The sequence below is a fragment of the Bradyrhizobium sp. USDA 4504 genome, assembly GCF_054063995.1.
The window spans coordinates 6,848,276-6,861,680 of sequence record NZ_JBSSGV010000001.1 but is presented as its reverse complement, the minus strand read 5'-3'; the positions used below and the strand labels follow the sequence as shown (position 1 = coordinate 6,861,680).

General features: G+C 64.4%; 10 protein-coding genes. 5 read left to right on the top strand and 5 right to left on the bottom strand.

The features are described 5' to 3' along the window. Positions 1–11: 11 nt before the first annotated feature. Both ACVMB1_RS32155 and ACVMB1_RS32150 read right to left on the bottom strand, forming a co-directional pair. Positions 12–2,351 (bottom strand): xanthine dehydrogenase family protein molybdopterin-binding subunit, encoded by a 2,340-nt coding sequence (locus ACVMB1_RS32155; RefSeq protein ID WP_076834783.1) that lies wholly within the window; start codon positions 2,349–2,351, stop codon positions 12–14. A gap of 90 nt (positions 2,352–2,441) precedes the next feature. Beyond that, positions 2,442–2,927 carry a (2Fe-2S)-binding protein gene (locus ACVMB1_RS32150; protein WP_028335209.1) on the bottom strand — a complete coding sequence of 162 codons (486 nt, stop codon included), beginning with the start codon at positions 2,925–2,927 and terminating at the stop codon, positions 2,442–2,444. Positions 2,928–3,331: 404 nt separating this feature from the next. Between ACVMB1_RS32150 and ACVMB1_RS32145 the strand changes: the two genes are divergently transcribed. From ACVMB1_RS32145 to ACVMB1_RS32130, 4 genes are all read left to right on the top strand, one after another. Beyond that, a complete protein-coding gene (locus ACVMB1_RS32145) occupies positions 3,332–5,047 on the top strand; it encodes a PQQ-dependent dehydrogenase, methanol/ethanol family (RefSeq protein WP_076834785.1) in 1,716 nt (571 codons plus the stop codon). A gap of 27 nt (positions 5,048–5,074) precedes the next feature. Beyond that, positions 5,075–6,283: a c-type cytochrome gene (locus ACVMB1_RS32140; protein ID WP_307720419.1), complete on the top strand. Its 1,209-nt coding sequence runs from the start codon at positions 5,075–5,077 to the stop codon at positions 6,281–6,283. Positions 6,284–6,418: 135 nt separating this feature from the next. After that, positions 6,419–7,099, top strand: a complete 681-nt coding sequence (locus ACVMB1_RS32135; protein ID WP_016843264.1) for a response regulator — start codon at positions 6,419–6,421, stop codon at positions 7,097–7,099. Positions 7,100–7,379: 280 nt separating this feature from the next. Then, positions 7,380–8,120 carry a LuxR C-terminal-related transcriptional regulator gene (locus ACVMB1_RS32130; RefSeq protein WP_076834789.1) on the top strand — a complete coding sequence of 247 codons (741 nt, stop codon included), beginning with the start codon at positions 7,380–7,382 and terminating at the stop codon, positions 8,118–8,120. A gap of 105 nt (positions 8,121–8,225) precedes the next feature. On the opposite strand, the gene ACVMB1_RS32125 is transcribed toward ACVMB1_RS32130, so the two are convergent. Genes ACVMB1_RS32125 through ACVMB1_RS32115 form a run of 3 tightly spaced genes read right to left on the bottom strand, consistent with a single transcriptional unit; the run spans position 8,226 to position 11,081 of the window. Beyond that, positions 8,226–9,599, bottom strand: coding sequence for an ATP-binding response regulator (locus ACVMB1_RS32125; protein ID WP_076834793.1), 1,374 nt, complete (start codon positions 9,597–9,599; stop codon positions 8,226–8,228). Further along, the gene (locus ACVMB1_RS32120) at positions 9,596–10,768 is read right to left on the bottom strand and encodes an FIST N-terminal domain-containing protein (protein ID WP_076834794.1); all 1,173 of its coding nucleotides are present in this window, start codon (positions 10,766–10,768) and stop codon (positions 9,596–9,598) included. The genes ACVMB1_RS32125 and ACVMB1_RS32120 overlap by 4 nt, the downstream gene beginning before the upstream one ends. Further along, positions 10,749–11,081, bottom strand: a complete 333-nt coding sequence (locus ACVMB1_RS32115; protein WP_141342733.1) for a hypothetical protein — start codon at positions 11,079–11,081, stop codon at positions 10,749–10,751. The genes ACVMB1_RS32120 and ACVMB1_RS32115 overlap by 20 nt, the downstream gene beginning before the upstream one ends. 154 nt (positions 11,082–11,235) lie before the next feature. Between ACVMB1_RS32115 and ACVMB1_RS32110 the strand changes: the two genes are divergently transcribed. Continuing rightward, positions 11,236–13,269, top strand: coding sequence for a methyl-accepting chemotaxis protein (locus ACVMB1_RS32110; RefSeq protein WP_141342737.1), 2,034 nt, complete (start codon positions 11,236–11,238; stop codon positions 13,267–13,269). Positions 13,270–13,405: the final 136 nt, after the last annotated feature.

The window sequence follows — 13,405 nt, the reverse complement described above, 5'->3', positions numbered from 1 at the left end:
CTCTTCCTCCCTCAACCGTGAATGGCATGCCAGACGCGATCGGGCGTCGCCGGCATTTCCAGCTTGTTGTTGCCGATCGCGTCCGTGATCGCGTTGATCACGGCAGCCGAGGCGCCGATCGCGCCGGCTTCGCCGCAGCCCTTGACGCCGAGCGGGTTGCCCGGACACAGCGTCGTGGTGTGGGAGAGCTGGAACGAGGGCAGGTCGTCGGCCCGCGGCATGGTGTAGTCCATGAAGGACGCGGTCATGAGCTGACCAGTGCCGTCATAGACCACACCTTCGAGCAGTGCCTGGCCGATGCCCTGCGCAAGGCCGCCATGGACCTGGCCCTCGACGATCATCGGGTTGATCAGCCGGCCGAAATCGTCGGCTGCGACGAAGTTGACGAAGGAGGTCTTGCCGGTGCCGGGATCGACCTCGAGTTCGCAGATATAGGCACCGGCCGGGAAGGTGAAGTTGGTCGGGTCGTAGAACGCCGTCTCCTTCAACCCGGGCTCCATGCCATCGGGCAAATTATGCGCGGTGTAGGCGGCGAGCGCGACCATCGGCAGCGCGATCGACTTGTCGGTGCCGGTGACCTTGAACTCGCCGTTCTCGATCACGATGTCGCTCTCGGACGCCTCGAGCGCATGCGCGGCGATCTTCTTGGCCTTGGCCTCGACCTTCTCCATCGCCTTCACGATCGCCGTACCGCCGACCGCGAGCGAGCGCGAGCCGTAGGTGCCCATGCCGAACTGCACCTTGTCGGTGTCGCCATGGACGATCGAGACCTGGCTGATCGGCACGCCGAGCCGCTCCGCGATGATCTGGCAGAACGTCGTTTCGTGGCCCTGGCCGTGGCTGTGCGAACCGGTGAGCACCTCGATGGTGCCGACCGGGTTGACGCGGATCTCAGCCGACTCCCACAGGCCGACGCCGGCGCCGAGACTGCCGACCGCCTTCGACGGCGCGATGCCGCAGGCCTCGATGTAGCAGGAGATGCCGATGCCGCGCAGCTTGCCGTCGGCTTTCGCCTTGGCCTTGCGGGCCGGGAAGCCGGCATAGTCGATCGCCTTCATCGCAGCATCGATCGAGGCGTGGAAGTCGCCGATATCATACGCCATGATTACAGGCGTCTGATACGGGAACTGGGTGATGAAGTTCTTCTTGCGCAGCTCGGTCGGATCGACCTTCAACTGCCGCGCCGCCGTCTCCATCATGCGCTCGATCAGAAAACTGGCCTCGGGGCGGCCGGCGCCGCGGTAGGCGTCGACCGGCGTGGTGTTGGTGTAGACGCCGATCACCTCGGCATAGATCGCCGGAATCACGTACTGGCCCGACAGCAGCGTCGCGTAGAGATAGGTCGGCACCGCCGAGGAGAACAGCGACATATAGGCGCCGAAATTGGCGTGGGTCTTCACCCGCAGGCCAAGGATCTTGTTGTCCTTGTCGAACGCCAACTCCGCCTTCGAGACATGGTCGCGGCCATGCGCGTCGGTGAGGAAGGCTTCCGAACGGTCGCCGGTCCACTTCACCGGGCGGCCCACCTTCTTCGAGGCCCACAGAGCCACCATCTCTTCGGGATAGATGTAGATCTTGGAGCCGAAGCCGCCGCCGACGTCGGGCGCGATCACGCGCAGCTTGTGCTCGGGCGCGATGTTGTAGAACGCCGACAGCACGAGGCGGGCGACGTGCGGGTTCTGCGACGTCGTGTAGAGCGTGTAGTGCTCTTCGGCCTGGTCGTAATGCGCGATCGCGGCGCGCGGCTCCATCGCGTTCGGCACCAGGCGGTTATTGGTGAGGTCGAGCGTCACCACATTGGCCGCCTTGCTGAAGGCATCCTTGACCGCGGCTTCGTCGCCGAGATGCCAGTCATATACGATGTTGCCGGGAGCTTCGGGATGAAGCTGCGCGGCGCCCGGCTTGATCGCGGCCTTGATGTCAGGCACCGCGGGAAGTTCTTCGTAATCGACGACGACCGCTTCGGCGGCGTCCCTGGCCTGGTTCTTGGTCTCGGCGATCACGACCGCGACGGCCTGCCCGACAAAGCGCACGGTCTCCGGCGCCATCGCCGGCCACGCGCCCATTTTCATCGGTGAGCCGTCCTTCGAGGTGATGGCCCAGCCGCAGATCAAATTGCCGACCTTGTCGTCGACGATCTGCTGTCCGGTCAGCACCGCGATCACGCCGGGCATCTTCATGGCCTCGGCGGAATCGATGCCCTTGACCTTGGCATGGGCATGCGGGCTGCGGATGAAGTGAGCGTAGCTCATGCCGACCATTTTGACGTCGTCGACGTAACGTCCTTGTCCGGTGATGAACCGGCGATCTTCCTTGCGCACGACACGTGCGCCAATTCCTTCAACACCCATTGTCTAGTCCTCCCGACCGGAGATTCGATTTGCCGCCGTTTCCATCGAGACCGGCGGTGGTGAGCTTGATCGTGTGCGGTGCGTGGCGCGCTATTCGGCGGCCTGCGCAACCTTCATGCGGCCGGCTGCGTCGAGCACCGCCTTGACGATGTTGTGGTAGCCGGTGCAGCGGCAGATATTGCCCTCGAGCTCGTGGCGAACCGTTTCCTCATCGAGCTTGCCACCATGGCGGTGCACGATGTCGACAGCGGACATGATCATGCCGGGGGTGCAATAGCCGCACTGCAGGCCGTGATTGTCGCGGAACGCCGCCTGCATCGGGTGCAGCTCGTCGCCCTTGGCGAGGCCTTCGATCGTGGTGACGTTGCAGCCCGCCGCCTGGCCGGCCAGCATGGTGCAGGATTTGACCGCCCGTCCATCGACATGGACGACGCAGGCGCCGCATTGGCTGGTATCGCAGCCGACATGGGTGCCGGTGAGGTTCAGGTTTTCGCGCAAGAGGTGCACGAGGAGGGTTCGGTCCTCAACGTCGACCGAGACCGCCTTGCCGTTTACCGTCAGTTTGACTGTAGACACGCGTTTCTCCCAATAGCTTCGTTATGGGCCCAGTAGACCACGCTTCATGTGGGTCGTAACCGCGATCAAAGTCGTAGTCGCGGCCCTGTCATGAAGGCGCCGGGCAGTGCCTGCGATCCTAGCAGGCAGCCGTTCAATGGGCAATTTGCAAGCAGCCTGCGGCGCACTCCAGCGCGACGAAATTGCCCGGCAGCGCAAGCGGTTTTCGGCAAACTGACGGTGCTCGCCGCACGCCAAAATCGTCGCCGCGATCGCTACTACCTTCCGCCTATAACGACGCAAGGGCGTTGCTGTCATTTTCATCGCCGACGCAGCGGCAGAAGATCGCTGGTTCATGAAATTCGGTAGCGATCCGCGCCCGCGATGCATCCATCGCGGCAACAAAATCATATTGGAGGAAGCCAATGAAGCTGAGGAGCGGGATTTTCTTTGCCGGCGTGTCGCTGGTCGCCATGGTGCTGGCAGGCATTGGTGCGTCGAAAGCCAATGATTCCGTCGTGAAGGCGGCGTCCGATCCCAACGGATGGGCAATTGCCGGCCACGATTACGGCAATACGCGTTTCAGCCCGTTGAAGCAGATCAACTCCGAGAATGCCGGCAAGCTGCAGCTGGTCTACTCGCTGTCGCTGGCTTCGCTCCGCTCCAACGAGTCGTCGCCCGTTGTGATCGGCAAGAACCTGTATGTGTCGACCTCGTGGGGTCCGAAATACGTCTATGCGATCGATGCCGCGACCGGCGCGCGCAAATGGACCTGGCAGCCCGATATTCCGGATGACGTGCTTCAATACGCCTGCTGCGACGTCAACAATCGCGGCGTGTCCTATGCCGACGGCAAGATCTTCGTCGGCCGGCTCGACGGCAAGCTGACCGCGCTCGACGCCGAGACCGGCAAGGAGCTCTGGACCTCGACGGTCGTCGACTACAAGCAGGGCTCGGTCATCACCTCGCCGCCGCTCGTCGTCCGCGACAAGGTCATCACCGGCTTCGGCGGCGGCGAATATGGCGTCCGCGGCGCCTTGCAGGCGTTCTCGCTCAAGGACGGCAAGCTGCTCTGGCAGACCTACACGGTGCCGGCGCCGGGCGAACCCGGCAGCGACACCTGGAAGGGCGACACCGGGCTGCACGGCGGCGGCGCCGCCTGGCTGGTCGGCTCCTACGATGCCAAGTCCGACACGGTCTACTGGGGTACCAGCAATCCGGGGCCGTGGAACACCGCGGTGCGCTCCACCGGCGACGGCAATTTCGGCAAGCTGACCAACCTTTACACGGCCTCGACGCTGGCGATCGATCCCAACACCGGCAAGATCAAGTGGCACATCCAGGGCACGCCGGCTGACGCCTGGGACTATGACGGCGTCAACGAGCTGCTGCTCGCCGACCTCAAGATCAAGGGTACCGAGACGCCCGTGCTGATGAAGGCGGACCGCAACGGCTTCTTCTTCGTGGCCAACCGCGAGACCGGCAAGATGATCTCCGCGGAGAAATACGTCTTCGCTAACTGGGCCAAGAAGTGGGACATCAACACGATGCGGGCGGAAGAGGATCCGGACAAGCGTCCGGGCCCGGGCCATCCCGCCAAGGACATCTGCCCGAACCTGATCGGCGGCAAGAACTGGCAGCCGATGTCGTTCAACCCGCAGACCGGCCTCGTCTACATCCCGAGCAACAATGTGTGCATGGACTGGTCGGTCTCTGACGTGAACTACAAGCGCGGCGTGTTCTATCTTGGCGCCGAATTCCCGACCAAGCCGGGCCCCGGCGGCTTCCTCGGCGAGCTCGTAGCCTGGGATCCGATCGCCAACAAGAAGGTGTGGAGCATCAAGGAAGACCTGCCCTTCAACGGCGGCACGCTGACGACCGGCGGCAATTTGGTGTTCTCCGGCAATCTGCATGGCGACTTCCGCGCCATCGATGCCAAGAACGGCAAGGTGCTGTGGAGCAAGAACCTCGGCAGCGGCATCGGTGCAGGTCCAGTGACCTATTCGGTCGACGGCAAGCAGTATGTCGCGATCGTGGTCGGACGCACCGCGGCGCTGCCGGCCTTCCTCGGTGACATCGGCAAGAAGATGGTCGCCGCGGCGCCCGAAGGCGGCTCGCTGTTCGTGTTCGCCCTGCAGTAAACGATCGTCTAGGAGGCAGCATTGTCCGTGTCCTGCATCGCCCGAAACGAACTGCGCACCCCCTCGCGCAACACGCGGTTGGAACATGCAATCCGGACCGTGCTGCTCTCCGCCCTGCTCATGGTGCCGGCCCTAGCGGCCGGCGCCGACGAGACAAAGCCGCCGCTGCGGCTCTGCGCCGACCCGACCAACCTGCCGTTCTCGAGCGACGACCCGGGCAAGCCCGGCCTCTATCTCGAGATCGGCCAGGCGGTGGCGCAGACGCTCGGCCGCACGGTGAGCACCAACTGGTACAAGTCCTATTTCGGCAAGCGCACGGTGCGGGAGACGCTGCTCAGCAAGCAGTGCGACGCCATGGTCGGCCTGCCTTTGATCGACGATTTCATGGGCCCGGCGGTGATCTTCTCGAAGCCGATCGCCCATGAGGGCTATGCGCTGGTCGGCAGCAAGGACCGCAAGCTTGCCGGCGTCGACGATTTCAGGGGATTGCGGGTTGCGGTGCAGTATCAATCGACGCCGCAGAACCTGCTCGCGCTGCGCGACGACGTCCGGAAGGTGACCGTGCTCAGCCCGGAGGAGGGCATGGCGGCGCTCGAACAGGGCAAGGCCGACATCGCCTTCATCTGGGCGCCGGTGGCGGGCTGGCTCAACAAGACCAGCTTCGGCGACAAATATCAGATCGTGTCCACCGAGGGCGACGGCCTGCTCTGGGCGACCGCGATCGGTTTCGCCAAGGCGTCCGGCGCGTTGCGCGATGAAGTCGACGGCGTGCTGCCGGCGCTGCAGCCGGAGATTGCCGCCCTGTTTGCCAAATATGGCGTGCCGAACGGCGCACCGGTGAAGTTCGGCGAGGCCGACCGCGCGACGACGTCGTCCGTCGGCGCCAGCGAGCCCGTCACGGTCGGGCAGGCCGCGGCCGCGGCGGCCGAGAGACCGGTTCAGACCGCCGCGACCGCCGGCGACGCCAAGGGGGATGCCACCGCCGGGCGGGAGGTCTTCAACGGAACCTGCGCGCATTGCCACGGCCCGGACGCGGTGCAGGCCGAGCGAAAGATCGATCTCAGGCTGCTCAAGAAGCGCTATGCTGACGACATGGAATCGACATTCTGGAAGACGGTCCATGACGGGCGGCCGGCCAAGGGCATGCCGGCCTGGAAGGACGTCTTCAACGACGACGAGCTCAGAAACGTATATGTCTATCTGCAGAGCGTGCAGGATACCGGCGGATCGAACTAGAAGCTGCGGTTCGCAAGAGGAGCGTTTTCGAGCGAAGTGGATACCGGTTCGCGTGAAGAAAACGCGTCAGAACATGAATCGAGAGCCCCGTTCCGATCCAATCGGAACGGAGGCTTGAGCAGTGCGAGGGTCCTCATGATGGGGTTCCTGATCATCGACGATCACCCCCTGTTCGGGGAGGCGCTTGGCAACGCCATTCGCATCTCGCATCCCGATGCCCGGATCTATGAGGCCACCTCGATCAAGGGGGCCCTTGGCATCCTCGCCAGCGAGCCGAATATCGACCTGGCGCTGCTCGATCTGCTGCTGCCCGACGTGGTCGGCTTCTCCGGCTTCCAGAAGATCAGGGATCGCTATCCGCGGCTGCCGATCGCCATCGTCTCGAGCGAGGAGGACAAGCACACCATCCGCGAGGCGCTCGAGATGGGCGCGGTCGGCTATCTGCCGAAGTCGACCTCGCTCGGCGAGCTCTCGCAGGCGATCGCGCGTGTGCTGAGCGGGTCGGTCTCCGCGCCGCGGGATTTCGTCGCGGTCGGTGCGCTGGAACAGTCCGAGACGGCGCGGACGCTGCGCGAACGCATTCAGAAGCTGACGCCGCAGCAGATCCGGGTGCTCCATCTGATCATCCGCGGCCTGCAGAACCGCGAGATCGCCGCCGAGCTCAAGCTCGCGGAATCCACCGTGAAGGCGCATGTCACCGAGATCCTGCGCAAGCTGAAGCTGTTCAGCCGCAACAAGGCGATCATCGAGCTCGGCAAGATTCCGCTTCCGGTCCCGGAGGCCTGTTCGGGCGCAAAGGCGGAGAAGGCGCCCTAGTGTGCTGAATGCGAAGTTCGTGCGATTTCGCGGCAGCCACTTTCACGAACTTCGCATTCATAAAGCACACTAGAATCATAAGTTTGCTAGTGTCCTTATCGAATCCGAAGTTCGCTCCGAAGGTGCGGCAAATGATGCGAACTTCGGATTCGGCACACTAGCCGTGCTGCACTGCGAGGCGGGCGCATTGGAAATCCTGCCTATAGGCTGCCATCCGGCTTTGAGATAACGTCGTGCGCACAATGGCTGTTATGAGCATCCGAGGGAGGACGGCGCAGCATTGACCACGACCGCGCCCCTGGCGGACGAGCCGCCGCTCGGCAAGGCGGGTACGCCTCGACTGCTGATCGTCGAGGATCACCCGCTGTTCCGTGCCGCCCTGATCGGCGTGATCGGGGCCGAGTTTCCCGATGCCGAGGTGCTGCAGGCGACGTCGATCGACGGTGCGCTGGATGTGATCGCGGCGCGCGACGGGCTCGATCTGATCCTGCTCGATCTGTCGATGCCCGGGACGACGGGCCTGCTCGGCGCCTACCGGGTGCGTGCCGCCGCGCCGCGCAGCGCGCTCGTGATCGTGTCGGCGCATGACGATCCCCGGATCGTCGGCGGCGCGCTCTCGCTCGGCATTTCCGGCTACATCCCGAAGTCGACGCCGAAGCTCGAGCTGGCGCGGCTGTTGCGCGGCATCCTCGAAGGCGCGGTGTGCCTGCCGCCGCGTTTTCGCGATACCGCCGCCGCGCGGAAGGCCCAGGCCGAGGCGCGCGAGCTGGTGCAGCAGCTCGGCCAGTTCACCGCGCAGCAGCTTCGCGTGCTCGACATGATCTGCCGCGGCCTGCAGAACAAGCACATCGCCTATGAGCTCGATATCTCGGTCACCACCGTGAAGGTGCATGTCTCGGAGATCCTGCGCAAGCTCGGCGTGCGCAGCCGCACCGAGGCCATCATCGCGCTGTCGAAGCTGGACTTCGGCAAGCACGACCACGCGCCGGTGACGGCCTCGCCGTCGTCGCATGGCGCCTAGAGCCTTTCCCGTTTCGATGGAATCGCAACGGGAAAGGCTCCAGGTTCTTGTCTGATGCGTTTTCTTCACGCGAACCGGTATCCACTTCGCTCGAAAACGCTCTGCTCATAACCGCGCGCCCGACTGCTCCGCCGCCAGCAGGAACGACAGCAGCGAGCGCATCTCGGCGGGCTTGATCGGCTTCTTCAACAGCTCATGGCCGAAGGCCGATACGTCGGAGGCGGCCTTGGCCGAGTAGTCGGCGGTCACGATGATCGCCGGTACCTTGGCGTTGATCGCGCCGCGGATGACATCGACGGCCTGAATGCCGGTCTCGCCATTGTCGAGATGCAGATCGGCGATGATGGCGTCGGGAATGCCGTCGAGCGCGTGGATGCGCTCGAGCGCCTCGGTCTTGGAGATCGTCACCGCGACGTCGCAGCCCCATTTCTCCAGCAAATGGGCGAGCCCCTCGGCGCTCGAGAGGTCGTTCTCGATCAGCAGGATCTTGGCGCCCTCCATGCCGCCATAGCGATAGTCGACGCTCGCCTGTTCGCGCACCGGGATCGCAACCGGATCCAGCGTGCGAGGCACGGTGACCGAGAACACCGAGCCTTTGCCGGCGCGCGAGCTCAGCTTGATGTCATGGCCGAGCAGGTCGGCAAACCGGCGCACGATCGAGAGACCAAGCCCGATGCCGGCCTTGTCGCCGGCGCTGGTTTCGCCGCGCTGAAACTCGACGAAGATGGCTTCGCGCTGCGCTTCCGGAATGCCCGGCCCGGTGTCGTGCACCTCGATGCAGATGTCATCGCCCCTGGCACGGCATCCCATCAGCACGCTGCCGCGCTGGGTGTAGCGCAGCGCATTGGCGACGAGGTTTTGCAGGATCCGTCGCAGCATCAGCGGATCGGAGCGAACGACCGCGGACGACGGCATGATCCGGAAACCGAGATTGCGCTTGGCGGCGGTCGCGACAAATTCCTGCTCCAGCGGCTCGAACAGCGAGGCGATCGCGACCGGCCCGAATTCGGGCCTGAGCACGCCCGCATCGAGCTTGGAGATGTCGAGCAGCGTCCGCAGCATGTCCTCGAGCGTCGCCAGCGAACGGTCGATCTGATCGGTAAGCGCGACGCTCTTGGACTCGGTTGCCATCTCGGTCAGCGCGGACAGCGTCAGCCGCGCCGCATTCAGCGGCTGCAACAGATCGTGCGTCACCGAGACCAGCACGGATGATTTCAAAGAGCTCGCCGCTTCGGCCTGCTGCTTGGCCTGCAGCAGGCGACCATTGGTTTTCTCCAGCGATTGCAGCGCCTGCTTGAGCTGCTGGGTGCGGTCGCGCACCTGCTGATCCAGCGCGATCGCGGTCTCGAACAGCGAGAAGGCGTTGAGCTGCTGATCGGTCGAGCGCTCGACGCGCGACATCAGCGCCGCGTTGATCTTGCGCAGCTTCTCGGCCTCGCGTTCGAGCGCCGCAATTCGCGTGGTCTTGGTATCCGTCATTGCGGCGCGAGTGTCCGCTTGCCGATGGCGATGCCGGTCAGCGTCTGGTTGACATGCATGGAGCGATACTGCTCGCCATAGGTCTGAAAGCCAATCACTTTGTTGCGGCGATAGAGCTCCGACATCTCCCGCGACAGCTGGCGCTGCTCGACGTCGAGCCGGCGCAGCACGCATTCGAAGCCGATGAACATCGAGACCTCGCCGAGATCCTCGGTCAGCTCCTTGAGCAGGCGGCTCGTCACGTCGATCGGGTCGCGCTCGCGCGCCACCGTCAGCACCATGCCCTCGTCGATGGCGCAGAAGAATTGCAGCGATCCGTCCGGGTTGGTGCGCTGGATCGACCGCGCGTAATAGGCGCCGCCGACGCGAACCAGCACGGGATGCGCGGCGAACGAGAACAATTCGAGCTTGCTGTCGCTGAGGCCGACGGCGCGGGAATATTCCAGCGCGGCCGGCTCGGCATTCAATTCCTTGACGATGCGGTGCTCGATGTCGGCCTCGGTCACCACCATCTTGGTCGAGGTCGGTTCGAAGTGGTCGCACTTGAACAGGCGGAACGGCAGCCGGGTCCGGATCAGGATCAGGACCGCGGCATCGGTAAAGGCCTCGCCGCCATGGAAGACCCACGATTTCTCGAAGCGCAGGCCGTCGCCGGCGGAGCCGCCGACCACCGGGATGTCGCCGAGCGACGCATAGATCGCCGACATGATGGTCTCCTCACGCTGGCACATGCCGTCGATGAAGAGCAGCCCGAAGGAATCATGGGTGTGATCGCAATGCTCGGTGCGTTGCGCGAATTCGTTCTGCAATTCGGTGCAGATCGAGCGGCCGTGATCGACCCGAAATGTCGAAAGGTCGAACAGCGGCCGGGCCGCGATGACGAAATCGGCCGCGTTGAAGCCCATCGCGACGACGCTGTCCTCGTCCCAACCGCCGGGCGACAATTCGCCGGCCGTGGTGCAGCCGAAGATCGGTACGTCGGGCATGCGGCTGGACAGTTCGGCAATGAATGTCCGCGGCTCGTAGACCGGCGACACGAACACCACGAGCATCGCGAGATCAGCCGCCGCCAATTGGCGCGCGATCTCGTCGGCTGCTTCCCGCGGCCCGTCGGTCTTTGCCTGCACCACGACAATACTGTCGGCGGCGCTACCGTTCTGCTTCGCCAAAGGCGTTCTCCCTAACCAGAATTTTTTTGCTTTTCTTGGCGCGGCCGACTGAACCCGCGCGGGTCGTGAGGGCATCCGGACCATGCCGCGATGGCTGGCGTTCCGGCTTGCCCGCGGCTTTCAGGTCGTGAGGGGAAATGCCATTGGCCGGGCTATTGCGCCGGCAGCTACGCTCGCCGCAAGCGCCAATGGCGCCGGTCGACGCGATGACATGGGACACCTCCCGATGTGTGTTCTCCTGGCCCGGGCAGGGACAGGATTTGATCGGTTCTAAACTATCGGGCCGGACCTGCGCGTCAATCACCTTACCCACCCGGCTAGCCCGACCAAGGTAGTATCGCGCCGGGCCCGGCGGCCGCTGCCCATTTACCGGGCCTTATCGATTCTGCCTTAGTTTTGCGCTCCGGGGTCTGGGGCGGGTTGCTGCCGGACCTCGCGTGGTTTTCAGAATGAAGACGGGGGTTGGAATGCCGGGGCTGAAGCGATCGTTGTCGATCAGGATCCCAACCCTCAGATTTCGCGCCAAGATCATGCTCGGCTTTGCCGTCACGCTGGCGCTTTCGGCAGCCACCATGGGCTTTGCCTATATGGGCTTCGAGCGGGTCTCCGCCGGCGTCGGCTCCTATCGCCAGAGCGTCGCGGAAGCCGATCTGGCCCGCAACATCGATCGCGAATTGATCTTCTACCGTTCGCTGGCGCGCTACTTCGTTGCGACCGGCAAGGAGGACGACGCCAAGGCCGCGCTCGCCGCCGAGGGCAGCCTGAAGGACGCCATCATGGCGTCGATGAAGGGCACCACCAATCCGGCCCGGCTCGAGCAGATCACCAAGCTGGAGCGCGAATTCCGCGCCTTCACCAAGATCTTCGCCGAGATCGTCCGCATCAAGGACGACAGCGCACAGACCGCGCAGAACAAGCTGACCCGCAGCGCGACCTCGATGCGCTACAAGCTCGACGATCTTCCGAGCAACGCCGATGATTCCGAGCTGCAGTCGATCCAGTTCGGCGCCAAGAAGGTGACCGACCAGCTCCAGTCGATCACCGGGGCCGTCAATACCTTCGTCGTCAACGGCGACAAGACGGTCGCTTCGAGCGCGCTCGCCCGGCTGAAATTCGCCGACAATCTCGTGAAGGCGATCACCTCGAATAACGAGCGGATCACCCAGAGCGTGAAGGACATCACCGCGCTGCTCGAAGAGTACCGCGAGGCGCTCGCCAAGCTGATCGCGAACGCGAAGTCGATCGACGAACTGACCGTCGAGATGACGGAGTCCGCGGCCGCTATCAGCCAGGGCGCGGCGGCGATGAAGTCCGATCTGCTCGCCGACCAGAAGCGACTTGAAAACGAATCGCACACCATGATCGGCGAGACCGAGCAGCTGATCCTGATGCTCGCCGCCGGCAGCTTCGTGCTCGGGCTGGTCTGGGCGTTCCTGCTGGGCAAGGGCATTTCGCGACCGATCGCGGCGATGTGTGCGGCGATGCGCGAGCTCGCGGCGGGCAATTTCGACGTTGTGCTGCCGGGCCTCGGCCGCCGCGACGAACTCGGCGAGATGGCCGGCGCCGTGGAGGAATTCAAGGTCCAGGCGATCGCCAAGGCCGAACGCGATGCCGCGACCCAGGAAGCGCAGAACAAGGAAAGTGCGACCGCGCGGCGCAACGAGCTGATTCGTTTTGCCGACGAATTCGAATCCGCCGTCGGCTCGATCGTCTCCAACGTGTCGGCCTCCGCCGTGCAGCTCGAATCCGCGGCCGGTACGCTGACCCGGACTGCGGAGACCACGCAGAACCTGTCGAGCCAGGTCGCCGGCGCCTCGGAGGAAGCCTCCAGCAACATGCAATCGGTCGCCTCCGCGACCGAGGAACTGTCGGCGTCCGTCGACGAGATCGGCCGTCGCGCCAAGGAATCCAGCCAGATCGCCGATTCCGCCGTGCGTCAGGCCGAGCAGACCGACGCGCGGATCGGCAAGCTCTCGCGCGCTGCGCAGGAGATCGGCGACGTCGTCAAGCTGATCACCGCGATCGCCGAGCAGACCAATCTGCTGGCGCTGAACGCCACCATCGAGGCCGCGCGCGCCGGCGACGCCGGCCGCGGCTTCGCCGTGGTCGCCGCCGAGGTGAAGTCGCTGGCGAGCCAGACCGCCAGGGCCACCGACGAGATCTCCACCCATATCTCGGGCATGCAGGCGGCGACGCAGGAATCGGTCGCCGCTATCAAGGAGATCGGCGGCACTATCGGGCAGATCTCCGGCATCGCGACCAACATCGCAAGCTCGGTCGAGCAGCAGAGCGCGGCAACGCAGGAGATCGCGCGCAGCGTGCAGAACGTCGCGCAGGGCACACAGGAAGCGGCGTCCAGCGTCACCCAGGTGAATCGCGGCGCCACCGAGACCGGAGCTGCTTCCGAAGAGGTGCTGAATTCGGCCCGCTCGCTGTCGGTCGAGAGCTCGCGGCTGCGCGAGGAGCTCGACCGCTTTATGGCCAATATCCGCGCGGCATAAGGCGCGCGCGGATCTATCCATCGTCGTCCTGGCGAAAGCCAGGACCCATAATCACCACTCACTATTGTTTTAAGTGCAACTCGCCGCGTGCCCTTTTGTTGGGCCGCGGCGTATGGGTCCCCTGAGTTCACAAACG

Excerpts from the sequence above, each read along its gene's own strand:
- ACVMB1_RS32155 (WP_076834783.1), bottom strand. The coding sequence starts at position 2,351 with ATGGGTGTTGAAGGAATTGGCGCACGTGTCGTGCGCAAGGAAGATCGC.
- ACVMB1_RS32145 (WP_076834785.1), top strand. The coding sequence starts at position 3,332 with ATGAAGCTGAGGAGCGGGATTTTCTTTGCCGGCGTGTCGCTGGTCGCC.
- ACVMB1_RS32135 (WP_016843264.1), top strand. The coding sequence starts at position 6,419 with ATGATGGGGTTCCTGATCATCGACGATCACCCCCTGTTCGGGGAGGCG.
- ACVMB1_RS32125 (WP_076834793.1), bottom strand. The coding sequence starts at position 9,599 with ATGACGGATACCAAGACCACGCGAATTGCGGCGCTCGAACGCGAGGCC.
- ACVMB1_RS32110 (WP_141342737.1), top strand. The coding sequence starts at position 11,236 with ATGCCGGGGCTGAAGCGATCGTTGTCGATCAGGATCCCAACCCTCAGA.